This window comes from Mesorhizobium sp. M0062 (genome assembly GCF_040323125.1).
Classification (GTDB): domain Bacteria; phylum Pseudomonadota; class Alphaproteobacteria; order Rhizobiales; family Rhizobiaceae; genus Mesorhizobium.
Genome location: NZ_JAMYUO010000012.1, coordinates 111,156 through 135,611 on the forward strand (window position 1 = coordinate 111,156; position 24,456 = coordinate 135,611).

General features: G+C 60.4%; 21 protein-coding genes. 14 read left to right on the plus strand and 7 right to left on the minus strand.

All coding sequences use genetic code 11. From position 1 onward, the window contains the following. The first annotated feature begins 147 nt into the window (after positions 1-147). From nanR to ligD, 12 genes are all read left to right on the plus strand, one after another. Positions 148-855 (plus strand): transcriptional regulator NanR, encoded by a 708-nt coding sequence (nanR, locus tag NKJ64_RS16495; RefSeq protein WP_352462964.1) that lies wholly within the window; start codon positions 148-150, stop codon positions 853-855. Continuing rightward, positions 855-1,160 (plus strand): putative quinol monooxygenase, encoded by a 306-nt coding sequence (locus NKJ64_RS16500; RefSeq protein WP_023669450.1) that lies wholly within the window; start codon positions 855-857, stop codon positions 1,158-1,160. Before nanR ends, NKJ64_RS16500 begins: the two co-directional genes overlap by 1 nt. Positions 1,161-1,207: 47 nt before the next feature. Next, on the plus strand, positions 1,208-1,984 hold the full coding sequence (locus NKJ64_RS16505; RefSeq protein ID WP_023807875.1) for an HpcH/HpaI aldolase family protein: 777 nt from the start codon (positions 1,208-1,210) through the stop codon (positions 1,982-1,984). 14 nt (positions 1,985-1,998) lie between these two features. Continuing rightward, the gene (locus NKJ64_RS16510; RefSeq protein WP_352462965.1) at positions 1,999-3,051 is read left to right on the plus strand and encodes an NAD(P)-dependent oxidoreductase; all 1,053 of its coding nucleotides are present in this window, start codon (positions 1,999-2,001) and stop codon (positions 3,049-3,051) included. 120 nt (positions 3,052-3,171) lie between these two features. Continuing rightward, entirely contained in the window at positions 3,172-4,827 is a 1,656-nt protein-coding gene (locus NKJ64_RS16515) for an extracellular solute-binding protein (RefSeq protein WP_023689443.1), read from the plus strand. 27 nt (positions 4,828-4,854) lie between these two features. Next, the gene (locus NKJ64_RS16520) at positions 4,855-5,853 is read left to right on the plus strand and encodes a carbohydrate ABC transporter permease (RefSeq protein WP_245260549.1); all 999 of its coding nucleotides are present in this window, start codon (positions 4,855-4,857) and stop codon (positions 5,851-5,853) included. Further along, a complete protein-coding gene (locus NKJ64_RS16525; protein ID WP_023827582.1) occupies positions 5,853-6,701 on the plus strand; it encodes a carbohydrate ABC transporter permease in 849 nt (282 codons plus the stop codon). The genes NKJ64_RS16520 and NKJ64_RS16525 overlap by 1 nt, the downstream gene beginning before the upstream one ends. 12 nt (positions 6,702-6,713) lie before the next feature. Then, entirely contained in the window at positions 6,714-7,808 is a 1,095-nt protein-coding gene (locus NKJ64_RS16530) for an ABC transporter ATP-binding protein (RefSeq protein ID WP_023669457.1), read from the plus strand. Further along, positions 7,805-9,778 (plus strand): D-apionate lactonase family protein, encoded by a 1,974-nt coding sequence (locus NKJ64_RS16535; RefSeq protein WP_023807876.1) that lies wholly within the window; start codon positions 7,805-7,807, stop codon positions 9,776-9,778. Before NKJ64_RS16530 ends, NKJ64_RS16535 begins: the two co-directional genes overlap by 4 nt. Positions 9,779-10,201: 423 nt before the next feature. Further along, entirely contained in the window at positions 10,202-10,696 is a 495-nt protein-coding gene (locus tag NKJ64_RS16540) for a YidB family protein (protein ID WP_023669459.1), read from the plus strand. A gap of 55 nt (positions 10,697-10,751) precedes the next feature. Beyond that, the gene (locus NKJ64_RS16545; protein ID WP_081725532.1) at positions 10,752-11,111 is read left to right on the plus strand and encodes a DUF4112 domain-containing protein; all 360 of its coding nucleotides are present in this window, start codon (positions 10,752-10,754) and stop codon (positions 11,109-11,111) included. 96 nt (positions 11,112-11,207) lie between these two features. Then, positions 11,208-12,977, plus strand: coding sequence for a DNA ligase D (ligD, locus tag NKJ64_RS16550; protein WP_023807877.1), 1,770 nt, complete (start codon positions 11,208-11,210; stop codon positions 12,975-12,977). A gap of 780 nt (positions 12,978-13,757) precedes the next feature. Here ligD and NKJ64_RS16560 read toward each other — a convergent pair. The 4 genes from NKJ64_RS16560 to NKJ64_RS16575 form a co-directional block, all read right to left on the minus strand. Further along, positions 13,758-14,795: a sensor histidine kinase gene (locus NKJ64_RS16560; RefSeq protein ID WP_031199112.1), complete on the minus strand. Its 1,038-nt coding sequence runs from the start codon at positions 14,793-14,795 to the stop codon at positions 13,758-13,760. Continuing rightward, positions 14,795-16,282, minus strand: a complete 1,488-nt coding sequence (locus NKJ64_RS16565; RefSeq protein WP_352462967.1) for an ATPase domain-containing protein — start codon at positions 16,280-16,282, stop codon at positions 14,795-14,797. The genes NKJ64_RS16560 and NKJ64_RS16565 overlap by 1 nt, the downstream gene beginning before the upstream one ends. Positions 16,283-16,456: 174 nt before the next feature. Then, positions 16,457-16,660 carry a CsbD family protein gene (locus NKJ64_RS16570; RefSeq protein WP_023669466.1) on the minus strand — a complete coding sequence of 68 codons (204 nt, stop codon included), beginning with the start codon at positions 16,658-16,660 and terminating at the stop codon, positions 16,457-16,459. Between the two features lie 273 nt (positions 16,661-16,933). Then, a complete protein-coding gene (locus NKJ64_RS16575) occupies positions 16,934-17,698 on the minus strand; it encodes a CGNR zinc finger domain-containing protein (RefSeq protein WP_155929636.1) in 765 nt (254 codons plus the stop codon). Here NKJ64_RS16575 and NKJ64_RS16580 point away from each other — a divergent pair. Next, entirely contained in the window at positions 17,685-18,656 is a 972-nt protein-coding gene (locus tag NKJ64_RS16580) for a DMT family transporter (RefSeq protein WP_352462968.1), read from the plus strand. The genes NKJ64_RS16575 and NKJ64_RS16580 overlap by 14 nt on opposite strands. A 276-nt stretch (positions 18,657-18,932) precedes the next feature. Here the strand turns inward: NKJ64_RS16580 and NKJ64_RS16585 are convergent, their stop codons facing one another. The 3 genes from NKJ64_RS16585 to NKJ64_RS16595 all read right to left on the minus strand — a co-directional run bounded on the left by NKJ64_RS16585 (position 18,933) and on the right by NKJ64_RS16595 (position 22,487). Further along, entirely contained in the window at positions 18,933-19,112 is a 180-nt protein-coding gene (locus NKJ64_RS16585) for a hypothetical protein (RefSeq protein WP_023669469.1), read from the minus strand. Positions 19,113-20,201: 1,089 nt separating this feature from the next. Further along, positions 20,202-21,092 carry an adenylate/guanylate cyclase domain-containing protein gene (locus tag NKJ64_RS16590; protein ID WP_023669471.1) on the minus strand — a complete coding sequence of 297 codons (891 nt, stop codon included), beginning with the start codon at positions 21,090-21,092 and terminating at the stop codon, positions 20,202-20,204. Positions 21,093-21,458: 366 nt separating this feature from the next. Next, positions 21,459-22,487 carry a LacI family DNA-binding transcriptional regulator gene (locus tag NKJ64_RS16595; protein WP_023669472.1) on the minus strand — a complete coding sequence of 343 codons (1,029 nt, stop codon included), beginning with the start codon at positions 22,485-22,487 and terminating at the stop codon, positions 21,459-21,461. Positions 22,488-22,842: 355 nt separating this feature from the next. Here NKJ64_RS16595 and NKJ64_RS16600 point away from each other — a divergent pair, with 355 nt between their 5' ends. Continuing rightward, positions 22,843-24,456, plus strand: a complete 1,614-nt coding sequence (locus NKJ64_RS16600; RefSeq protein WP_023700495.1) for an extracellular solute-binding protein — start codon at positions 22,843-22,845, stop codon at positions 24,454-24,456.

Genomic DNA, 24,456 nt, shown 5'->3' on the forward strand with positions numbered 1-24,456 from the left:
TCCTTGGTGAAGACGTTGAAGGCGTGTGCAAAGGACGCCTCGACATCGGCGGAGCGATTAAACGGCTCGGCTACCGGATGCTTAGACATCGTTGACAAGGGTGCTATGGGATCATAACGTACCTGATTGGTATAACAGGTATGCCACATGATCGGAGTTCTGATCAAGCAGCGGAAGCTTTCGGACGAGGTGGCAGCGCACCTCGAACGGATGATCCGAGAGGGAGAGTTGGCCGAAGCCGACCGTCTCCCATCTGAACGGGAACTCATGCGGCAGTTCGGGGTAGGGCGGCCTTCCATCCGTGAGGCGCTGCTGCATCTGAGCAAAATGGGCCTTGTCGAGGTAAAATCGGGGGAGCGTGCCCGCGTCACTCGACCCACTCCTCAATTCGTGATTGACGCCCTTTCAGGGCCGGCTCGGCACATGATTTCGGCACCGGGAGGGGTTCACGACTTCCAGAGCGCGCGCTTGTTTTTCGAGGTCGGTCTTGCCCGCAACGCCGCTGTGCATGCTACCCCGGAAGACATTGACAGCCTCAAGGAGGCGCTCGAACTCAACCGGCAGTCGATCGGCGATCTGGCGCGCTTCGAGCGCACGGACGTAGACTTCCATTACGTGCTGGCGGTAATCACCCGCAATCGGATCTTTACAGCTATTCACGCGGCCTTGGCTGAATGGTTGCTCGAACAGCGTCGCACCACATTGGCCAATGGTGAAGACCGCAAGGCTTACCAGGCTCATCGCGAAATCTTCGAGGCCGTCGCCGCGCGCGATCCAGACGCGTCAGAGACGGCCATGCGCAGCCATCTCGAATATGTGGCCAAGCGGTATCTGCAACTTGCGAGGCCCAAGTGATGACCGGATTTGTCGTCTGGGTCGATTTCCGCCTGAGGCCTGGTGCCCGGGACAGATTCCGAGAACTTGTCGACGCCAATGCGACCGCCTCGATGCGCACCGAGGCCGGCTGTCGCCGCTTTGACGTGACGGAGGCGCGCGGCGAACTGGATCGGGTCCTGCTCTATGAGATTTACGATAGCGAGGCCGCATTCGAGGACCACTGCCGCACCGCTCATTTCGACGAATTCAATACGCAGAGCGCGCCGCTCGTCGTGACCAAGTTGGTGACGACCTGCGACCTCGTTCTTGAAGCCACGCATTGAAGCGAACATAGGCGGATTGGCCCATTGGGGCGAACGGGAGGAAGTGCATGTCGGAGCCAAGTCTCAGGGCGTTAGCTTCTCACAGGCGGGTCAAGCTCGGTACGCTCGTCGCCGAGTTCGCCACGCCGGGAATCGGTCACATCCTGAAGTCCGCTGGCTGCGATTTCGTCTTTTTCGACATGGAGCATTCGGGATTTAGCTTGGAAACGCTGAAGAGTGCGATCCGTTATTTCGAGGCGGCCGATCTGCCGGTCATGGTGCGTGTGCCGTCGCAGGACTACCATTTCCTCGCCCGCGCCATGGACATGGGCGCCGAAGGCCTGATCGCGCCGATGGTGAGCAGCGTCGAACAGGCGCAGCACATCATCAACTCCATGAAATACCACCCTGCCGGCGCCCGCGGCGTGGCGCTGCAGATCGCTCATGACCGTTACCGTCCGGGCTCGGTCGCTGACAAATTCGATGCCGCCAACAAGCGCTCGACGTTCATCTGCCTGATCGAGACCGCCGACGGCGTCAAGAACATTGACGGCATCGCGGGACTGGACGGGGTCGATTGTCTGTGGGTCGGACATTTCGATCTGTCCGTCTCGCTCGGCATTCCTGGCGACTTCGCCCACCCCACTTTCACTGCTGCAATGGCCAAAATCGTTGCCGCCGCCAAGAAGCACAACAAATCGCTTGGACGCTTGGTGCCCAACGTCGCCCAGGGACACGAGTTCTACGCACAGGGCTTCGATTTCATTTGTTATTCAGGCGACGTTTGGGTCCTGCACGACGCGATCGCCGACGCGGTTTCCAAGATCCGGGCCGGGTGCCAATAGGAGCGGAGGAGACGATGGACAGCGTGAAATTCAGGGTGGCGCTTTCCGGTGATTTCCGCAGGCCGGACGGCTCGCCGACCTACCCAGATTTCGATCTGGAGCCGCTGCGCAATGCGACAGCTGTCGAGATGGTGTTCCTGGAGTCAAACAGTCCGCTTCGCGCCGACCAACTTGAGGATTTCGATGCGCTGATCCTCCTCGCCCATCGTTTCGATGCCACGAGTGTCCCCAGGAGCGGCCGCCTGGCCGTCGTTGCCCGCTTCGGGGTCGGCTACGACACTGTCGACGTTGAGGCATGCACCGCAGCCGGTATTGCCTTGGTCATCACGCCCGATGGCGTGCGACGGCCCGTCGCCGTATCCGTCGTCACCTTCATGCTGGCGCTGACCGGCAAGCTGCTGACAAAGGACGCGCTCACCCGCAAAGGGTCTGTTGGTTTTGAGAAGCGCTCCGAACATATGGGGGTCGGCCTCGTCGGGCGTACGCTTGGGTCGCTGGGCATCGGCAACATCGGTGCCGAGGTCTTCCGCTTGGCGAAGCCCTTTGACATGCAATTCATTGCCCATGACCCGTTTGCCGACAAGGGGGTCGCTGCCGACCTGGGCGTCGAGCTGGTAGGGCTGGAGGATCTGTTTCGCCGCGCCGACGTGCTGTCGGTGAGTTGCCCCCTGTCGTCCCAGACCCACCACATCGTCAATGCCGAGCGGATCGCCCTGATGAAGCTGACAGCTTACCTGATCAACACCGCGCGCGGCCCGATCGTCGACCAGAAAGCTCTGACGCAAGCACTGCAGGAGCGCCGCATCGCCGGCGCCGGTCTCGACGTGCTGGAACAAGAGCCTCCCGACGCAGACGATGCGATCCTCAAACTCGACAATGTCATCCTGGCGCCGCACGCGCTTTGCTGGACCGACCAGTGCTTTGCCGGCAACGGTGCCGCGGACGTCAAAGCGGTAATGGAGGTGCAGCGCGGTCGCGAGCCGCGCGGCGTGGTCAATCGCGAGGTGCTTTCGAGCGAGCTGTGGAAGACCAGGCTGTCTGGGCTCGCCGCCCGCTTTGGAACCTAGGAGGACACTGATTTTCGGCGCGCCGCCGCGGCCTGTTTGCGGCGACCTTACGGGAGGAAATGCTTGACCGCTGCGCCGGCGGACGAGTGAAGCAAAAGGAAAATGGGAGGACCAAGCACTATGAACGATCGTGAAAAACGTGACTTTCAGGCAGGTCTCGAAGCAGAGGTCGACGCCTTCATGCGCGGCGAAACCACCCGCCGAACTTTCATCACCCGCTTCGGTCAGATGACCGGCATGTTGGCCGTGTCCGGCCCGCTGCTGGGGATGATGACCGATTGGGCGCTGGCGCAGCAAACATTGGAATTGGCGGACGGCACGTCGCCGCTCGGCCAGGCGCAGGCCGCAGCCCTGAAAGCATCGAAGGAAGGGCCTGCGGACGGTTCCGCCTTTCGCGCGGCGGAGGCGGCCAAGGCGCATTCGGGCGTCACCCTCAACATGACCTACGAGGCTGGCCTGCAGGCACTCGACCCGCGCAATTTCAGCGGGCCGATGTGGGAGCAGCTTACCGGGATGAAGTCGAATGTCGTCGAGCTGTCGAACCCGGACCAGTACTCCAAGGCGGTCGCCGAGCACATCGCCGGCTCGGGTGCCTATGACGTCCTCGACATCTCGCCGGCCTGGACGCCGTCGCTTGCCGATGGCGGCGTCATCGCCCCGCTAGACGACTACATCGCCAAATACATGAACCCGGCAGACCTCGAGGACTATCATCCCCTGTACAAGGCGCTGCCGACCTACAAGGGCAAGATCTGGGGGTTCTTCGACGACGGCGACATGTTCGCTCTCTACTACCGCAAGGACATTTTCGAGGATCCGAAAATGATGGAGGCTTACCAGGCGAAGTTCAACACCAAGCTTGGACCGCCCAAGACATGGGAAGAATATGCCCAGATCGCCCAGTTCATCACCGACCAGATGGCGCCAAAGGTCTATGGCGCGGGACATTTCCGCAAGGCGGGCAGCCCCGGCAATCAGTTCGACTTTCTGCAGCAGTACCGGGCCAACGGCGGAAAACTCTTCGGCGACGACATGAAGGCAGGTTTGGTTTCGGATGCCGGCGTCAAGACGCTGACAAACATGCTCGCCGCAAACAAGGCCTCGATCCCCGGCAACAACGAGCTCGACGCCGTCTCCTTGTGGGCGGCTTTCCTGACCGGCAAAGTCGCGATGATCTATTCCTGGCCTCCTAGCGGCCGTATGGCGGCGAACTATTCGCAGTCGGCCACGGCAATCAACTTCATTCCGCAGTCCCAGATCGCCGGCAAGGTCGGCTATGCCGTGGTTCCGGGAAATCCGGAACATGCCACCGGCTACAACAAGGCACTGTCGGCCGACTCGCCCAACCCTGAGGCGGCGTATCTGTTCATGCAGTGGGTATGCTCGCCACCCGTCTCGCTGGCACGTTGCATGCTGCCCTACGCGCTACGCGACCCGTACCGCATCTCGCACTTCAAGTCCGAGCTCTACGGCGCGCTCTTCCCGAGTGCCAAGGAGTACCTTGCCAACCTCAACAACTCGGCAAACGTCGGTCTGCTCGACCCGATCATGCCAGGCGCGCAGGACTACTTCTTGAGCATCGATCGCATGTGCACGGCGGTGTGGGCTGGTGCGGATCCGAAGGCGTCGCTTGAAACGGCGGCCGCCGAGTGGAACGAGACGACCGACCGACTGGGTGTGGATTCGCAGAAGGGCTTCTACACCGAGTTCTTGAAACTGCCTGGCGCCACCGCCGACAACACGGTGGAAAAACTTGGCATGGCGGTCACCCTCTGAAGGGAGGCGGACTCTCTGGAGCAATTGGTGTTGCGGGCGCTTGGCTCGCAACACCTCCCCGCTAAGCGGCGATTGGATACGCCTATGCAGCCCACAGCCACGATCCGCCATTTGAAGGCCGCCGGCGCACCGCCCCGGCTGTCTGCCTTTGCCCAATGGGCTGACCGTCATTTCAAGTGGCTGCTGGTCGCCCCCGCTGTGCTGCTGATATTGGCACTGTCGATTTATCCGCTTCTGTTCTCGCTGGTGGTATCCTTCATCAACTACGACTTCCAGGTGCCGGGCCACGCCTTTGTCGGATTGAAGAACTTCGAGCGGGTCGTGTTCGATCCCGTAGCACGTTGGTCGCTGTTGCTGACAGCATCGCTGTCGGGCATCAGCGTCGCTATAGAGTTCGTTCTCGGCCTCCTGGTGGCGCTGACAATGGTGCGCAGCTTTCCGGGCCGCGGTGTGATCATGTCGATCCTGATCGTGCCGCTGTTCATCAGCCCGGTCATCGTTGGCCAAGCCTGGACGCTGCTCTTACAGCGGCCTTTTGGACCGACCAACTATGTCCTGACGCAACTATTGGGGCAGGAGGTTACGATCGGCTGGATGACGGAGCGCCCGTGGCTCTACGTCTCGCTGATCATCGCCGATGTCTGGCAGTGGACGCCGTTCATGTTCGTCATCCTGCTCGCCGGGCTGACCGCAATCCCACCCAATCTCTATGAGGCGGCAGAACTCGACGGCGTCAACGCCTGGCAGGTTTTTTGGGCGATCACGCTCCCGCATCTCGGGTCGATGATGCTGCTGGCGCTGACCTTCCGTCTGCTCGACGCAATCCGTATGTTCGATACCATTTTCATCATGACAGGGGGTGGCCCAGGAACACAAACCTACACGGCCTCCTATTATCTTTATACCATAGGCTTCACGCAGTTTCATCTGTCGCAGGCAACAGCAGGAAGTTGGCTGTTCCTGATCTTTACGGCGCTCATCGTGACGTTGCTGGTGCGTCGGCTCTTGAAGGTGGAACCGGTCTGATGGCCGCCGTCGCGCCCGCCCGCCGCAGGAAACGCCGGTCGTTGCCGATCGGCCGAATTCTGCTGCTGGGGTTCTTCCTGGTGTTCGTGCTCTGGCCGCTCTACTGGATGTTCAACACCTCCATCAAGCCCAGCGACGACTACCTCACCGTACCTCCTGTCTGGTTCCCCGCCGCTCCGACGCTTGTCCACTACAAAGCTGCGCTGTTCGCCTATCGTGGTCTCGACGGGCTCATCAACAGCCTGATTATTTCGCTTTCGGCCACGGTGCTTTCGGCGCTGCTCGGCACGCTGATGGCCTATAGCCTGGCGCGCTACGACACCGGCGGCAAGCATCTGTCTTTCTGGGTGCTGTCGCAGCGCTTTTTGCCGCCGATCGGGATCGTGCTGCCGGTGTTCCTGATCTATCGCCAGGTCGGGCTCTACGACACTCATGTCGGCCTGATCATCGCCTATACGGTCTTCACGCTGCCGGTCTCGGTGTGGATGATGTTCGCCTATTTCCGCGGCATGCCGAAGTCGATGGAGGAGGCGGCCCTCGTCGATGGCTGCACGAGATGGGAGGCGTTCTGGCGCGTTGCCGTGCCGCTCGCAGCACCGGGCATCGTCGCGGCGGCTGTCTTCGCCTTCATTGCATGCTGGACGGAGTTCTTCTTCGCTCTGATCTTGACCAGCCGAACTGCCTTTACACTGCCAACGGTCTTCCGCGCCTTCATCGGCTTCCAGGGCGCGCAATATGGCGAAGCCGCGGCCCTTGCCATCGTCTCCCTTGTGCCATCGATCGCCCTTGGGGTCCTTGCTCAACGTCATCTGGTGCGCGGGCTGACGCTCGGCGCCGTTCGCGGTTAGGAAAGCTCCCGCATGGCCGAAGTCAAAATTACCGGCTTGCACAAGCGCTACGGCGCGTTCCATGCCGTGCGCGGCATCGACCTGGACATTCGCGACGGCCAGTTCACCGTTCTGGTTGGACCGTCCGGCTGCGGCAAGTCCACGCTGCTCCGGACCATCGCCGGCCTGGAGGAGATATCGGAAGGCACGATCGAGATCGGCGGCGAGGTGGTCAATGATTTCCGGCCGCGCGATCGCGACGTGGCAATGGTGTTTCAAGATTATGCGCTCTATCCGCATATGAGCGTGGCCAAGAACATTGGCTTCGGCCTCAAGGCTCGCAAGATGCCGAAGCCAGAGGTCGAGGTGCGCGTGGCCGAGGCGGCACGCATGCTTGGCATCACTCCCTTGCTGGGGCGTTTTCCGCGCCAATTATCCGGCGGCCAGCGCCAGCGCGTCGCCATCGGCCGCGCCATAGTCCGCAACCCGCGCATCTTTTTGTTCGACGAGCCGCTGTCCAACCTCGACGCACAGCTTCGCGACGAAATGCGCGGCGAAATCAAACGCCTTCACCAGGACATTGCGACAACGATGATCTACGTCACCCATGACCAGATCGAAGCGATGACGTTGGCTGACCGCATCGTGCTGATGCGCGACGGGTTGATAGAGCAGCAGGGCGCGCCACTCGAGTTGTTCGAGCACCCGGCCTCAACGTTCGTCGCTGGGTTCCTGGGTTCGCCGCGGATGAGCTTCCTGCCAGGTACCCTTGCCTTGGACGCAGGCGCCGCTGCCATCCGGCTCGCGGATGCACTGCTGCCTTTAGCGCGCGGCAGGGGGCTGAAGGGCGTCGCGGACGGACAGCAGGTGCTGCTCGGGTTGAGGCCAGAACACCTCACTCGTGCGCACACTGCAACGCCGGAGCAGGGCACGTTTCGCTATGAGGCAACGATCGACCTGCTGCAGCCGACCGGCTCGCGCAGTTACGCGACATTCCGACTGGCCGGCGCGCCGGTGATGGCTGAGCTGCAGGCGCACGATGTCAGCCGTCCGGGCGAGAAGCTTGCGATCGACATCAACATGAACCGGGCCTCGATCTTCGACGCCACGACGGAGCGCGCAATTTGACCTCGGCAGCTTCCCTGGCAGTCCGCTTGTGTGGCACCGAAGAGCTCGAGGCACCGCTGCGCACGCTGCGCGCCGGATCCTTGTCGGTCGCGTTCGACAATGGGGCGTTGCGTTACATCCACGTTGGGACGATCGAGGTCTTGCGCGGAATCTCGTTTCTTGTACGGGACGAAAACTGGGGAACATGTACCACCGTTCTCGATGATCTGCGGATCGACGAGAGGCCGGATGCGTTCGCCATTGAATACCGTGCAACATGTGCTGCAACATCCGGCCGCCTGTTTTACCGGGCGCGCGTCTCAGGCCGTGGCGATGGTGCGCTGTCGTTTGTGGCGGAGGCAGAGCCCGAGACCGACCTTTTGACGAATCGGACCGGCTTCGTCGTCCTTCATCCGATCGAGGGCTTAGCCGGCAAGCCGATAAAGGTGCTGCATGAGGATGGTCACGACGAGCTATCGTTCTTGCCGGACCACATCGATCCAAAATGTCCGTTCACCGACATCCGGGCGTTGTCGCACGAGATCGCGCCTGGGATCTGGGCGACATGCACCATGGAGGGTGATGCCTTTGAGATGGAGGACCAACGCAATTGGTCTGACGCCTCGTATAAAACATATGTCCGCCCTCTGCGTCGCCCGTGGCCTTACAGACTGCCCAGGGGCCAGAAATTCACGCAGGCCGTCCGGCTTCACGTGTCAGGAACGCTCCCTGCCGGGACGTCTGAAAATCGCAATCCACTCATCAACCTGACGATCGGCGGACCGGTCGGCCGAGTGCCCCGCACTGGCGTCGGCGTCGCCGCCGACGAGGCAAAGCACGCGCTCGAAACCCCCGAGCTCCTACGACGAATGGCTCCCCAGTGGATGGTCTGCCAGGTCGATCTCCGGATCGCACACGGCCAGGACGAACTAGAAAGCTACGCCGCGCTCGCACGGCTGACCGGCGCTGGAGTGGTCCTCGAGATTATCACCAAGGGCACGCGCGATCCATTCGGCGAATTGGCGCCGGTCGCGGATGCTGTCCACTCACTCGGCCTCAAACTAGAAGCTGTCTCCGTCTTTCCGGCGCAGGACATGACATCCGTACAGCCGGGAGCACCGTGGCCGACTATGCCCAGCTTCCACGAAAGCTACTCCGCCGCTCGCCGGGCTTTCCCGGGCATCGCGCTGGGCGGCGGCATGGCCGCTTACTTCACCGAACTCAACCGCAAGCGTCCGCCAGCCGAAGCGCTCGACTACGTGACCTTCACCACCTGTCCCAGCGTGCACGCCGCAGATGATGTCTCGGTGATGGAGACACTTCAGGCAATCCCCCATCTAATCCGCTCCGCGCATGCTTTCATGGGGGAACGCTTGCCACTGCGTATCGGTCCCATCCAGCTCGGCTGCCGTGAGAACCCATACGGAAAATCCACTACGCCGAATGAAGCGAACGCTCGCGTCTGTCTATCGCGCATTGATCCTCGTCAGCGCGGGCTGTTCAATGCGGCTTGGACTGTCGGATATTTCGCGGCCTGCGCTCGCGAAGGAATCGATGCCGTCGCGTTCGGTGACTTCGCCGGCCCCTTTGGCCAAATCCATAGGAAGGCTGATTTCGTGCAGCCATGGTATGACCAGCAGGATGGCCCAACGGTCTATCCCGCTTTCCATGTCTTGGCTGGTCTCTCAAAGCTCGGCGGAGCCACCTTGCTGTCCGTAGGAACTTCCGGCTGTGACGGCGTCGTGACGATCGCGGCTGAAAAAGATCGCCGCGTGACCCTGTGGGTCGCTAACCTTACCGCCAAGACGCAATCTGTGAGGCTTTCGGATTCGCCGAGCAGCGCCCGCATTGCTCTTCTCGGCGCCGAGCAGTTCGAGCGGGCGGCAACCGATCCCGACTTCATGGAAAGTTCCGCAAGACCGCTGGATGATCAAAGCATCTCGCTTGGCGCCTACGCCGTCGCGCGAGTCGACCTCGATCGATCGTCTTAGGCCTAGCCGACGTTCGCTGTTTGGCCAAACCCCCGTCAAAGATGAGGGTGGTAGTTCCATACTCTAAGGCAGCGCGCGGGATCCATCTCGCTTATACGTTCTACTATCGCGACGCCGACCAGGCTCGCCAGGTTCCGCCTGCCGAGACGCCAAGTTTTGAGGCCGCTCGCGCCGAAGCGATTCGTTGCGTAATCGGGCGATGACGATATGACCGGATGGTTAGTGCGCATGCGCGATCAGGCAGGCAACGAGCTTTGCACGATCAGCGTCTGCGAGGCCGAAGCCGCACCGCAAACGGAAACAAGCCGGTTAGGCAGCACCGCTCACGTCTGTGTCGATACGCCAGGCCTTATTCAATTAGATCGTCGCCGGTCGGAACTTTTGTGATGTTGAGCCCTTGTCCATTGAACAGTGGAGGTACCAATGGCTAACCTGGGAAAATTGGCGATCGCGATGCTCGGCGTCTTGGCATACCAAAATCGCGACAAGATCGGCGACATGATCCGTGGAGCGGGTGATCGCAACCCAAATGATCCGCAAGGCGGGATTCTGGATCAGCTTTCAAAAGGCGTTTCGGGGACCGCGCTTGGCGATATTCTCGACCGGTTCAGAGGGGCAGGCGCCGGATCGAAGGTCGATTCGTGGGTAGGCACCGGGCCGAACGAGCCGATCCAGCCAAGCGAGGTGGAAGCAGCCATAGACGAAGAAACCCTGACTTCCCTCTCGATGCAGACCGGCCTTTCGCGCGAGGAACTCATAAGCCGGATCACGCGAGATTTGCCTGAGGCCGTCAGCAAGATGACGCCTACTGGTGAATTGCCCGTTGAGGCGCCGAAAAGCTCCGGTGAGACGACCTTGCTCGACGACGTGCCATCGCACAGGACGCAAGCGAATTCAGGCGGTCAAAGCGATATCTAAGGTGACGGCTATCCATCAGGGAGAGATACTAAATCGTACTGGCGCGCGAGTTGGCATGATCGGGCAGGGCGGTCACGGTGGTCATACAGCAAACGTACTTGCCGAGTTGGATCTATTGGCCGCGCTACTCGATTCCCGCTGGCGCATTCCAGGCACATCAATTCGTTTTGGACTGGATGCGCTCGTAGGTCTGGTTCCCGTAATCGGAGATGCGGCGACGGGCATTATCTCGGCCTACATCGTCTTGCGAGCTCGAAACGTCGGTGCCGGAAATGGGTTGGTCGCCCGCATGCTAGGCAACGTGCTGCTGGATACGCTCGTAGGAAGTGTCCCAATTCTCGGCTCGATCTTCGACGTCTATTTTAAGGCGAACAATCGCAACATCAGACTGCTGCGCCGTCACATCAACAAGTGAGGCGGATAAGCAATCGTCGCGATGCAATTCTTCTAAAAGGCTCGGAACCGACAGGGGCGCTGGGGCTTGAGTCGCGATTCCTGGAGTCGCGAGCATATGACCAGTGCCATTGACCGGCTTTCGTTCATCGAGTTCCAATCGCCCACACTGGTCGAGAAAGCTCCCGAAGGCGGAGATTGGCTTCACGAGATCAAATATGACGGCTACAGGACGCAGCTGGTCGTTGAAGGCGGAAAGGCGCGAGCATTCACACGACGCGGCCACGATTGGTCCCACCGTTACAAGAGGATTGTTCAGGCCGCGGCAAGCCTGCCGGTCAAATCCGCTATCATCGATGGTGAAGCTGTCGTCCTGGGCGACACCGGCCTGCCGGACTATCAAGCCCTGGAACGTGAGCTGGGCAACCCAAGTTCGCTGCGGATGACTCTCTACGCTTTCGACCTCCTGTACCTCGATGGCCGTGATCTACGGGAACAACCGTTAGTGAAGCGCAAGGCTGCGCTGAAGAAGCTGCTGACCGAAACCGAGCCAACCCTGACTTATGCCGAGCATCTGGAGGTGAACGGCAATGATATGTTCGACCATGCCTGCCGGATGGGCATAGAGGGAATCGTATCCAAGCGAGCGGATGCTCACTACCGCTCGGGCGTCCAGACCAGTTGGGTCAAGGTCAAATGTGTCAAGAGCGACACTTTTCCAATCGTGGCTTTCGTCGAGAAACTTGGCGCGCAGCCGCGCCGCATCGCATCGTTGTACATCGGCAGGCGAGAGGGCGACCGGCTGCTTTATGCCGGGAAGGCCCAGACCGGCTATACGCTGGACGCAGCCCGGCGCGTTAGGGAGCGGCTTGATCCGCTTGTAACCGCCAAGTCACCGCTGTCGGAGCCGATCAAGAAGCCCAAGGCGACATGGGTCGAACCAGACGTTCTTGCCGAGGTGCAATTCAGTGGCGTGTCGGACCGGGGCATCTTGCGTGAGGCGGTCTTCAAGGGACTCCGCGAGGACCTTCAGGCAATCCCGCCCAAGCCTCCGTCGCCCTCCAAGCGGAGGTCGGAAGGCCAACACGGCGTCCCGCGCGAGAACATTCTCCAGCTGCTACCCGATGCGGTTGCACCTTCCAAGGAAGAGCTGGCAGACTATTGGCGGCGGGTCGCTGATCAAGCTCTAGTTGATCTGGTTCGGCGACCGCTGAAGCTGGTCCGCCACGCCTCCGGCGCAACCTTCTATCACAAGGGACCGCTACCTCGGATACCGGCGTCCGTACATCAGCTCCGGGTTCAAAAGCGCGAAGGCGGCGAAGGCATTCGGGTATGGATAGATGACATGGATGGTCTGCTTGGCTTGGTCGAGATGGATGCCGTTGAGCTTCATCCGTGGAACGCGACGATTGATGACATCGAACATGCGGACCGGCTCGTCCTCGACCTCGATCCCGGAGAAGGCGTTCCATGGGACGATGTGATCGAGGCCACGCTGGCGCTACGGGGCATCTTGGAAGCGGCAGGCTTGGAGAGCTGGCCAAAGGTCACTGGCGGCAAAGGCATCCACTTGATGGCCCCGCTCGTTGCGAAGATGACCCATGACAGCGCCCGGAAACTGGCCAAGTCGCTCGCCCACCGTCTGGTTGATACCGATCCTGACCGATACCTGTTGTCAGCTGACCCCGCAGCCCGAGGAGGCCGGATCTTTCTCGACTATCTCCGCAACGGACAGGGCAATACCGCAATAGGCGCTTTTTCCCCGCGAGCGCGGCCCGGCTTCCCAATTGCCCACCCGGTCACATGGAAGCAAGTCGAGGCGGGCATCCGGGCAGACGTTTTCACGCTCGCGCAGCCTTTCAGACCCGCTCGTCGAAAAGCCGCGTGATGCGTCGCGACCATCAGCCGGTATCAGCGAGTTTCCTTGCCTCGCGTCCGAGCCTCTTCCGGTCGTTGCCGTGTTCTCTGATTAGCTCGCGCGTTCTGGCGTGATACGATGCTGTTTGGCGAAATAGCCAACCTCATAATCTTCATCGACTGATCCACGGTTGCGATCTCGAAAATCACGCTTGCTCTTATCGTCTGCCATCATCTTTCCTCCCGATCAGAGAAACAACGACCGACGTTGTATGTTCCCGGCGCCTCACTTCGGCCGCCAGAGGCGCGGGCTGTCCGACCGTACTGGGGCCGCAGCCATTGCGAAGGTGATCTGGCGAAAGTTGGTTGGCCAAAGGCAAGGGTGATTTCGTTTGCTGTTCGGGATAGCTGACCGTCGATCGAGCCTGTCTGCGGGCCTCTTGGTTTTTTACGACGCCAGTCGGAACCCAGACGGGTCGCAGATGATTCAGATGCGCATCCGGGCTATCAACGAGATCGTGAGCAAAATGGCGGGGGGTGACCACGAAGGCGACAAAACTGCGCTCCGGGAGCCCAAGGTTTCGTCTAGGACGCATGACCCGGGTCACAGCGCCGCGGCACGAGTTCGACTTCATCACCAAGGTCGGCCGCATAGACCACGCCGGAGCTCTCGCAATGTTGCAGAGGCATATGGGAGATATAGAGGCGGTCTTTTTCGGAACTGATGTTTTGGCTAAAGCGCTAGACCAGCCTGCCGAGTGACGCTCAGTTAATCCCTATCGCGGCGCCCAGCCAGCCTTTCCGTTGCCGCTCAGTAAGCCGGCACAAGGCGCGTGTTTCGCAACGGCAAGGCCATGGTGAACTGCAAGCCGTCACGATGGTAGTTCAATTCGATCTTGGCGTTGCATTGCACGGTCACGACTTTTTCCAGAAGTGTCGTGCCAAACCCCCGGCGACTGGGCTGCTCGACTTTCGGCCCATCTCGTTCCCGCCAGTCAAGATTGACGATCTGTGTATCGCCGGACCCGCCTAACGACCAGCGGACATCAAGGCGGCCTCCCGTTTGCGAAAGCGCGCCAAACTTCGACGAATTGGAGGCCAGTTCGTGGAAAGCCATCCCGACAGGGACCGCAATGTCGGCGACTAGCGCTACGTTCGGGCCTTCCAGAACGATACGCGGCCTGTCGCGCGTCTCATAGTGGTCAAGCTCGCTTTCGAGCAGCTTGTGCAGGGAGGCAGTCTGCCAATAGTCGTCGGTAAGCATCGAATGGGTCTGGGCCAGGGAAACGAGCCTGGCTGAAAAATCGCGTACGAAATCATCGACGTTGCCGCTCGACTTGGCCGTCGCGCCCATCATGGCGCGAACGTTGGCCAGCGTGTTCTTGACGCGGTGATGCAGCTCGCGGATGAGCAATTTCTGCCGATCGGCGACCTCCCGCTTCTGTTCGATGTAGGACTGGACCTCACGCTGGCGGGCGCGGGCACGCAAGGCGGAGCGCACCGAGTTGGCGAGGCTCGAAGCCAGAAATGGCCGTTCAAGCACGATCAGATAGCGGTCCAGAAATGCCATCCGCGTGTCGACTTCGTTCCCCCGCATCGTCAGAAGCACGATCGGAAAATCCGACCATGCGGGTTGGGCTTCAAGCCAGGCCGCAAACTGCGTTCGATCGGAACTGAGCAGGGCCTCCTCGGCCACGACAAGGCACTGAGCCTCGTCGAGAAGCGGCACTGCCTCTTCCAAGCTGCCGCACACACGCGAGGCAATCTGGTTTGTAGCCAGGATGGAGGCCGCGATCCTCGCGTCACGGCCAAGCGGCGCCAGCACGAGAACGGCGGGGCTGGACGACATCACAGCGCCTTATCCCTCAGAAGGTCTGTCGGCTTGCCTTCAAATTCCGGAGATCCCATCAGGATGCCGCGGAATTGTTCCAGTGGCTCACCTACGGCCACGCCGTTACCGCCGATTTTAAACTCACGAATCGTCTCTTCGTGGGGGCCGACACGTTTCTTGACAACGGAAATCGCGCGTCTCAACTGACCTGCGTTCTCGAAGAAGCGCAGAAGCATGATGGAATCGCAGAGATAGGTCATGTCGACCGGCGCTGCCGTTTGCCCAAACAGCCCGTGATTGGCCAACAGCAGGATCGTCGCCACTGCCTTCTGATTGAGATAGGTGAGGATCTCGTGCATCTGAAGCACCAGATGTTGTTCTTCGGACATGGCATTGAGATAGCCAGTTAGGCTGTCGATCACGACGATCCGCACATTGGATTCTTCGACGGCCGCTTGGATGCGCGAAGACAATTCGCCTGGTGAAAGCTCAGCCGGATTGACAGATTCAAGCATCAGCGTGCCGTCCTCGGCAAACGGCTCCAGGTCCATGCCGAGCCCGGCGGCGCGCGCCAAGAAGATGCGCTTTGTCTCGTCAAACAACAGCACCAGCACACGCTCGCCACGCTCGAGTGCGGCATAGCAATAGGTGCAGGCAATGGTAGACTTGCCAACGCCAGACGGCCCCATCAGCATCGTGCTGGTACCACGGGCCAGCCCGCCGCCAAGCAGGGTGTCGATCCGGTTGTTGCTCATGGCTGGCGTATCATGCTCGGCCACCTCATGCTCGGCTGCAACGAGCCGCGGATAGGCGATAACGCCGCCTGGGCGAATGACGAAATCGTGAAAGCCGCCCCGGATCTGCACGCCGCGCATTTTGATCACGCGTAGCCGCCGACGCTCTCCACCATAGACGGGCGACAGCTGCTCCATCCGAATGACGCCGTGACTGATCGAATGCAAATTGAGGTCATCCTGCTCAGCGGTCAGGTCGTCGAGCATAAGCACCGTCACATTGTTGAGCATGAAGAAGCTCTTCAATGCCAACACCTGGCGCCGATACCGCAGTGACCCTTGCGATAAAAGTCGAATTTCAGAGAGCGAATCGAACACCACGCGATCGGGTCTGACGCGTCCGATCTCGGCCATGGCAGACTGCACGGTTTCGCCGAGTTCCAATTCCGAGGAATGGATCAATGTCTGTAGCTGCGCAGGATCGAAACTGAGCTCCGGCGGCACAAGTTCAATAATTTGCACCCCCTTCAGATCCCAGCCGTGACGGCCAGCAACCGAGAGCAGTTCGCGCTGGCTTTCTGACAAAGTGATGTAAAGGCATGTCTCGCCATTCTTGGCGCCCTGGATCAAAAACTGGAGGCCAAGAGTGGTTTTTCCAGAACCTGGTTTCCCTTCGATGAGATGGGAGCGGTTCCTGGCGTAGCCGCCACGAAGAATGTAGTCGAGGCCGCTAACTCCAGTTGTGATCGCCGAGGCGTCGTCTCTGTCCAACTAATCCCCCAATGTAATTTCGAGAACCAGATAACGACGGGCACCTTTCGCGGTTCCACGTCTCTCGGTGAGCGCCCTTGTCGTGAGACTCACGAAAAGGCGACAAGAGACGCGGCAAAAAAGGGCGCCGTACCTCTCGGAGCCCTTTTTCAAGTTCAGTTTGGAACCGGCGACCTACCAGCCTTGCCGGCCATACCAGTCATCGATGTCGCGCCGAGCGCGGTCCTTCTCAATGCCGTAGCGCTCCTGAATCTTGCCTTCCAACTGATCGCGGTTACCGGCAATACGGTCCAGATCATCGTCTGTGAGTTTGCCCCACTGTTCCTTGACCTTGCCCTTTACCTGCTTCCAATTGCCTTCGACACGGTTCCAGTCCATGGCACCTATCCTTGTTTGTTTCGGACTGAGAAAAACGCCGTAACGCTACCGGAGTTCCTGTCAAGTTTGAGCAGATCGACCGATCGAAGCGTGGCGAGGTAGGCGGCCCCGAAGCAACCCGCTCTGGAACGCGATGATGGCTTGCCGCGCCGGCTGTGTTCTCCACACTCTTGGCCACAGTCGCTCGCGAGACCAGCTTCGTTGGACAAACAGCGACAGGGATAGCGTGAAGCCAACTATGCTGCGTTGGTCATCCAAGCCTGGCGTCAGATACTAATTCTTGCTGTCGGGAGCCATGTTCCCTGCGGCTTTTGCCCTGAAGCGCCTTACCCGGCTGCGTGTGCCGCAGCTCTCATCCGAGCACCACCGTCTGCGCCCGCCACGCGAGGTGTCGATGAAAAGCCAACCGCAGTTCGGCCCGGTGCACTCGCGCACGCGGCGGCGGTCATTCCTGGACACCAAAAACTCGGCTGTCTCAAAGGCCACGCGGTGGCCGATCGTGTTCAGACTGGCTGCGTCGGTCCACTGCCAAGCGAGGCGGTCGCCGGACGGGAAAAGCGAGCGCTTCGGCAGGGCTAGGGCGACTGCATCGCGCACGATTTGCAAGGCATCGTCCGGCACCCGGGCGCCTGCCGCCTCGGCCTGGAGAGCCGCGTAAACGGCCTCGCGCAAAATCTTGGCCTTTTCCAATGCCGCCTCCGCAAGGAGCGGGCGGGCGGGAGCCTCCGCGAGCAGTGCTCGCGCCTCATCGACGTCGATCAAATCGGCACGTCCAGCCCAGACGACCAGGTCGGCATAGGTCTGCAAGAGGTCTGGCCCCCACACATCGCGTCGCGCGTCGACCGTGTTGACGAAGTCCAAGCAGGGGTGACCGCCAACCATGCGCATGTCGACGATAGTCTTCGCACCATCCATCCCGGAAACATCGGTTGGCGGAACCGTATTGGCAAGAGGCCGTTGTAACGAAATAAACGTCTTTTGGCCGTTACGACGAACCAACAACGCCCAGCGAAGGCTGCTTCCGATGAACCGCAACACAGCGACATTTCTGGTTTTATGTGTGATCTGGGGCACCACGTGGATCGGTATCAAGGCAGGGATCGCCACCGTGCCGCCTCTGATGTTCGCAGGCACGCGTTTTACAGTAGCCGGCTTGCTGATCCTCAGCGCGACTCGCCTAAGGGGCGCTGCTCTACCACGGGTGGCGAAAAGGAGTTGGCCGCGTCTTTTCGTTGTTACGTTGTTCATGATTCCGCTTTGCTATGGCCCACTCTTTTGGGGCATGCTCTATGTCGATACGGGCACCGCGGCTGTTCTTGAGCTTTCGCTGACCCCTGTCACGCTGCTTGGATTTGCGTTGCTTCTGGGGGACGAACGCTATGACGGCCGCAGGCTCTTTGCGATTTTACTCGGTGCGGCCGGTCTGTGCATCCTGTTCGGGCCCGAGGCCTATGCTAGTTGGACACACGCAGACCAGCAGGGCAGGGGGCTCCGGCTGCTTGCGATGACAGCGGTGGCGTCGGCAGCTGTAATCTATGCATGGGGTTCGGTGCTCGCGCGGCCGCTTCTTGAGGTATATTCATCGGACTTCATCGCCGGCTTCACCACCCTTTTCGGGGGCGCATTCCTAATTCTCATCTCACTCGTTGTGGAGCCAGGCGCGGCCGCGGCTCTAAAAGGCGATTGGGGCTGGTCGGCCTGGGTCGGGTGGCTGTTCCTCGTGCTGTTTGGTTCGTTCATAGGCTACACACTCTTTATCCGGCTCCTGCACGAAATCGGCGCCTCGCGCGCCGGAGCATTTGCCTTCGTCTCACCCGTCATTGCCGTCGTGCTTGGCATCATCACCTACGGCGAGGAGGTTAGCCTGATCGACATCATCGGCATGGCTATCATGCTCTTCGCAGCGTTTCTTGCGCTACGCGAGCGCAAACAGGAAACATCATCCGCTTCCCCGCCGTTGATTCCACGCTCCGCGCGGGCTGATGGCAGAATATGAAAGACGGCGCGCGCATCCAGCCGCCAATCAGCCTTGAGACGGAAAAGCACAAGGTTCGCGTCTATGCGAAAAGAGGGCTGTCCCGGCAGCGTATCCCGCCTACCACCGGCGGCGAGGAAAGCTCCAGCTCATATGACAACACTAGTCGGCGAGGGATTTTGCCGAGTTGCTGTCAATATTGCAGGCGGGATTTGATGGAAAAATCGCGAGGCTGCAATCAGCGACCTATTCGTTCCGATCGCGATGCAGGCTATCCGCCAACGCGTCGACAAAGTGTCAGCCGCATCGCTTCAGTTCCGCCACCTGAACGCCGAGACGGAATGCCTGACCATCGGCATAAGAACGTGCATAGCTTTCTGCTTCGAACGGAAACGTCAGGGTGCTGCCGTAGGCGGTGATGCGGACCGTCCACTTCTTGTCGCGAACGAGTTCGACCGAATTGTCGGGCGACGTCATGATTTACTCCGGCACCAGCAAGGCGAAGGCACGGATAACGTCGCAAAGGTCGTTTGAATGCAAACAATCCGACACGCTCATGTCGCTTGTTCTATACGCCCAGACTTTCTCTCGATTAGAGCAGCGCCCGGCTGCAATGTCGGTGGCGTTAAGTCCCCTAGCTGCCAAGACCTTTCCCATTGGGTCGGTCCCCTTGCGGCCTCACGCAGCGACCTTTCTGAACCCAATCGCCGAGATCGTCAGCCCGCAGTGTCTTCGAGAGAATAGCCGGCAAGCCGCAGGGTGCGAATGGCAACTCTGCGACGACTGCTTCAACAACTTTCGCGACTGGCTCATGTGAACGTCGACCACCTGGGCGCTCACACTGGCTTTCTGCGACCAGCCAGCTGCGATGAATTCATCACGGCTGATCACCTTTCAGGATTCTCGAGCCATGTGGCGCAGCAACTTGAACTCGATCGGCCCAAGAGGAATTTTCCCCGGTGCTGCAAAGACGGTGGTATCGAGCTCCATCTCGACGCCGCGATATGTCAGTGGTCTGCGCTTCTGCGCCAATTTCGTGACGGTAGCCCAATCGCGAGCCTTCGCAGGTGGTCGAGGAGCTATTGCGGCGCAAATGGTCTGATGAAGCGTTCGTCGACCCCGGGCTGCAACAGCCTGTGCTGACCTTCAGCACCTGGGGATATCAAGGCGACACAGGGCAGGGGGAATTGGTCCGGGCATCCCGCTTCAGCCGGTCGCTCCCGTCGCCAGCTCATTGTCTGGCCGACAGTCCAGCACAATTCCCACGCACCGGCCTTTTCGCGGCAAGACCTAGCGCGTCATCGATCGAGCGGGCCAGCTTGCTGCCGAAGCCATCCACCACCTGCAGAATGTGGCCTAGGAGCAGGTAGAACTCCGCATCCTGCGAGGGAGATGCACCGGCCGCGGCTCCGTCGAACTCAACGAGGGAAACGGAAGTCAGACGTTCCTGGATTGGCCTTGGCACATTTGTGAACGGTCGATCCCAATGGCTGTCAAAGAGTACGGCGCGACATTGAGGGCGCAGCGAACCACCTCGAAACCGGTCGAGCTAGTAGCCGGGCCGGGTCAATCCGAGACAATTTCGTAGTGAAGAAGCTGGGCTTCGTCGAGTGCCGACTTCACTCCAGGCGAGATGACGCCGCAGCCGAAGAGGATAATATCTTCACGGCGTACGAATACTTCATGGCCCAGTCCCATGGACACAAATGTGCCCGAAGAGCTTCGTTCGAGAAGCCGAGCTCTGCCATTCAATATGGTGAAGGCGGCGTGGCGCCTCGATACCCAGGGCCGCTCGACGATGATATCGCATTCCGCCGATCTGCCGACTGTCACGGATTCGCCGTTTCGACAGGATCGCAGCTGATCTCTGTAGCGGATGACCAGATGAATCTGCCGCGGCAGGACCGAGCGTCTATCTGTAGTGGCGCCATGGCTGGTGATCTGCGTACCGGGGCCCCCATCGTCGCTCCACAGGGTATAGACATCGAAGAACTCTTGCTTCCCCTTCAAGGCCATTTTGTCGAGGAGCCGCAGGCCCTTGCGGCTTCTCGGGGAAAGGGCTTCGCAGAAGCTCTGGCTGATCAGCACCTCTCCGGGGTTCGCCGTGGTGGACAACCTTGCGGTGACATTGACAACGTCACCGAATATCGCGCCCCGCGCGCGAATGACCGCCCCGAAATGCAATCCGATACGGGCGCTTAACGGACCTTTAGTCAGTTGGTGGCTGATTTGGCAGACGGCCGTCAGCGCCATTTCCGGGCTCTCGAAGAGGCTGAGTATGTCATCGCCCTTCGAGTAAATGAAATCACCACCGTGTTTGGCGACGATCTCGCGCATCGTGTCCAGGCAATCCGAGACCTGCTGTAGAGCGGCATCGTCTCCGATCCGCTCATAGAGTGGCGTGCTGCCCACGACATCAGCTAAGAGGACTGCGGCAAGAAGCGTTTCCTGGTCCATCGATCTCGTGTCCGACCCAAAAAGTCAGCGTGCGTGTATAACACACGAGGTTGCCTGCGACATATCTGCTCGTGCGCCTGGGGCCGGGGCGATGCCTCAGGTGATCGTCGCGGACGGACGGGCGTATGCCATTCGTCGGCTTCGTGCCGACATCCAGGTCTTTTTAGGTTCGGAAAGGCTGACCGAGTTGCAACGGGCGACGGCCTTCTCATGCACCATCAACCACGACCCGATCTCGGCCCTCCGACTTCGCACGGAATAGTGCCAGATCGGCGGCTTTGACGAGATCATTCGGGCTCTCGTTCGTATTTGGGACCGGTGGCGACGCCAACGCTGTGCTTTGCGATACGATCACGGATCCATTGATCAGATTTCAGGTATATTCTCTTTGAAGATCACCTGAAGTCGTGGTTGATGCGGTTCATAGTTCAGGTGCCTGACAGAGTGGCTTAAAATGTTGAGCGCTTCCCGCGCCTCGACGCGCGGATTTTGATCTATGACCGCATCGAGCGTCCCATCCAACAAAAGTTCCTTGGTGCCGTCTGTCACCTCGTGGCCGAGAAAGAGAATGTCTTTGGCGCGTCCACGCTCCTTGAGCGCCCGAGCGATGCCGGTGTTGCCGGCGCCGACATTGTAGATCGCGGCAAGATCGGGGTGCCGGTCCAGAAGCGCTGATGCTTCCGAATAAGCCTTCTCTCGGTCATCCAGCATTTCGCGCATCTCGACGATCTTGAGGTTGGGCGACTCCTCGGTCAAGATGTGCCGGAATCCCATCTCGCGTTCCTCATGGCCGCGGTAGGACAGCGAACCGGCGAACAGCGCCACCTTGCTTGGGCGTTCGGATCCCATGAAGCGGTTGAGCAGATAGCCGGCCAGCCGCCCCGCGGCGCGGTTGTCGATGCCGATATAGGCCACTCTCGGAACATGCAGGATGTCGGAGGCGATGGTCACCACCTTGACGTCATTGGCTGACAGCGAGCGGATCGCCTCGCGCACCGTTGGATGATCGAGCGCGATCACGCCGACGCCTTGTGTCTGTCCACGCAATTCTTGCAGCAGGCGGGCGAGCCGGTCGGGGTTGAAGCCCTCTATGGTGGCGATGTGGACGTCAAGATCGGGGCGCGCTAGGGCCTGCGCCTCGATGTGTCGATGCAGCATCTTGATGAAGGAATTGGTGCCGGCCGGCAGGGCGAAGTCGAGACGGATGACCTCTCCAGGTGAGGGCCTGGGCGGCGCTCCGTTCGGGCCTTCCGCGATGTAGCCGAGGCGCTGCGCCATTTCGAGCACGATCTCACGCGTGCGCGCCCGCACACCGGGCCTGTTGTTCAGCACGCGGTCGACGGTGGCGGCGGAAACGCCGGCTTCCCGGGCTATGTCAGTCAAGGTGGAACGCACCGTCTTCATCTCCTCAATGCATCAGATCGCACAATGCCGCTAGCCCGTCCGACGGCCACAGCTGCCAGCCATCAGCGATTCTGATGGGAAATGATGTATCGAGCCTTAGCCGATGCGCAAGGAGGTTGGGCTAAATCGCGTCGCCCGGCGTGATAGTCGCGTGCCAGAAAGGCAGATTTCCCATCAAATCGAGGCATTGAGCCCGTGTGTCGACCTTTGCATGAGGTATTTTCTCCGCGGTTGCGGTGTTACGATGTATTTTGAGTATTTATGATGTTGACAGCCTTCCGGTGCTGCCGTCAATATCCCTCAACGGGCTCGTGGAGGAAACATCGGCCCTGAGGGAGGAATTCCAATGTCTGATTTGATCCGCATATCGCGACGCGGCTTGTTGGCGTCCGGAGGGAAGGCGGCGGCGTTCGTGGCTGCGGCCGGTATCGCACCGCAATTCATCCGTCCCGGCCGTGCCGTTGCGGCCGACGCGCTGGCGCCAGGCATGGTAGGCGGTCCCACCGGTTTCGAGGGCGCCGAGCGCTATCAATATGGCGCCGACACGCCGGAAGCCCGTGCCGTTGAGGCGGCCAAGGCCTTGAAGGGAGCTGGCAAGGCACCGGCCAAGATCGTGCTTGGCCTGTCGGATGGCTCGATTGGCCAACTCACACAGCCTTTCCCTGCGGGTGCGCCGTCGATCAAGGAGCTGTGGGAAAAGGAAACCGGCATCCAGATCGAGATCGTCGGCCTGCCGAACGGCCAGGAATTCACCAAGACGATGCAGGACATCTCCACCAAGGGTGGGGCCTATGACATCTACTCGACGGAATGGAACCGCCTCGGCGACCTTGCCGAGACCGGCGGCATCGCCAAGCTCGACGACTTCGTCGCCCAGTACAAGCCCGAATGGGACGATCCCAAGACCGGCTATGTCGACGGCGCCAAGGGCGTGTCGCTGCTCAACAAATATCGCGGGTCCAACTATGGCGTGTCGCTGGACGGCGACTTCCAGACCTGGGTCTACCGCACCGACCTGTTCGGCGACGCTGCCGAGCAGAAGGCGTTTAAGGACAAATTCGGCTACGATCTGGCGCCGCCGAAGACCTGGAAGCAGCACAGTGACATCGCGGGCTTCTTCCAGCGGCCCGACAAGGGCCTGTTCGGCTCCACCGACCTGCGCAACCAGGGCTGGGGCTACACCAACTGGTATCAGCGCTATGTCTCGATGGCATCGCCCAACCAGTTCCTGTTCGGCGACGACGGCAAGCCGCTGATCAATTCCGAGCACGGCATTGCCGCCACCAACGAATATGTCGGCTCGCTGGTTCATCACTCGCCGGACGCGATCTCCTGGGGCTGGCCGGAGCAGTATGGAAATTTCGCCAAGGGCGGCGCGGCGATGACCTGCGCCTTCTCGAACCTGCCGAAATTCCTCGACAATGCCGGCAACAAGGATTCTGCCGTCACCGGCAAGATCGGCTCGATGCTGCCGCCCGGCCGCGAAGTCGACGGCAAGCTGATCAGCCGTTCCGTGCTGTGGTTCTCGCTGACCGGCATGGTCTCGTCGCAGTCGAAAAACCAGGAGGTCGCCTACCTTTTGCTGCAGTGGCTGGGCTCCGCCCGCATCTATGCCTGGATGAGCGCCAATCCGGGCGGCTATCTCGATCCGTTCCGGCTCTCGGATTTCTCCGATCCGCTGGTGCGCCAGACCTACCACGCCTACCACATCGACGTGGTGCGCGAGACCGTCGCCCGCACGGTGCCGACGATCAACTATCCCGGCGCCACCGCCTTCCACAACGCATTGGACGAAAATCTGATGGCGTCGCTGACCAAGGCCAAGACAGCGGAACAGGCGATGGCCGACACGGAAGCGGAGTGGAAGAAGATCGCCCGCCGCATCGGCGAGGACAAATTGCTCGAAGCCATCAGGACGAACAAGGAGGCCTGGCCGACGGTTCTCGACCCGATCAGCTGA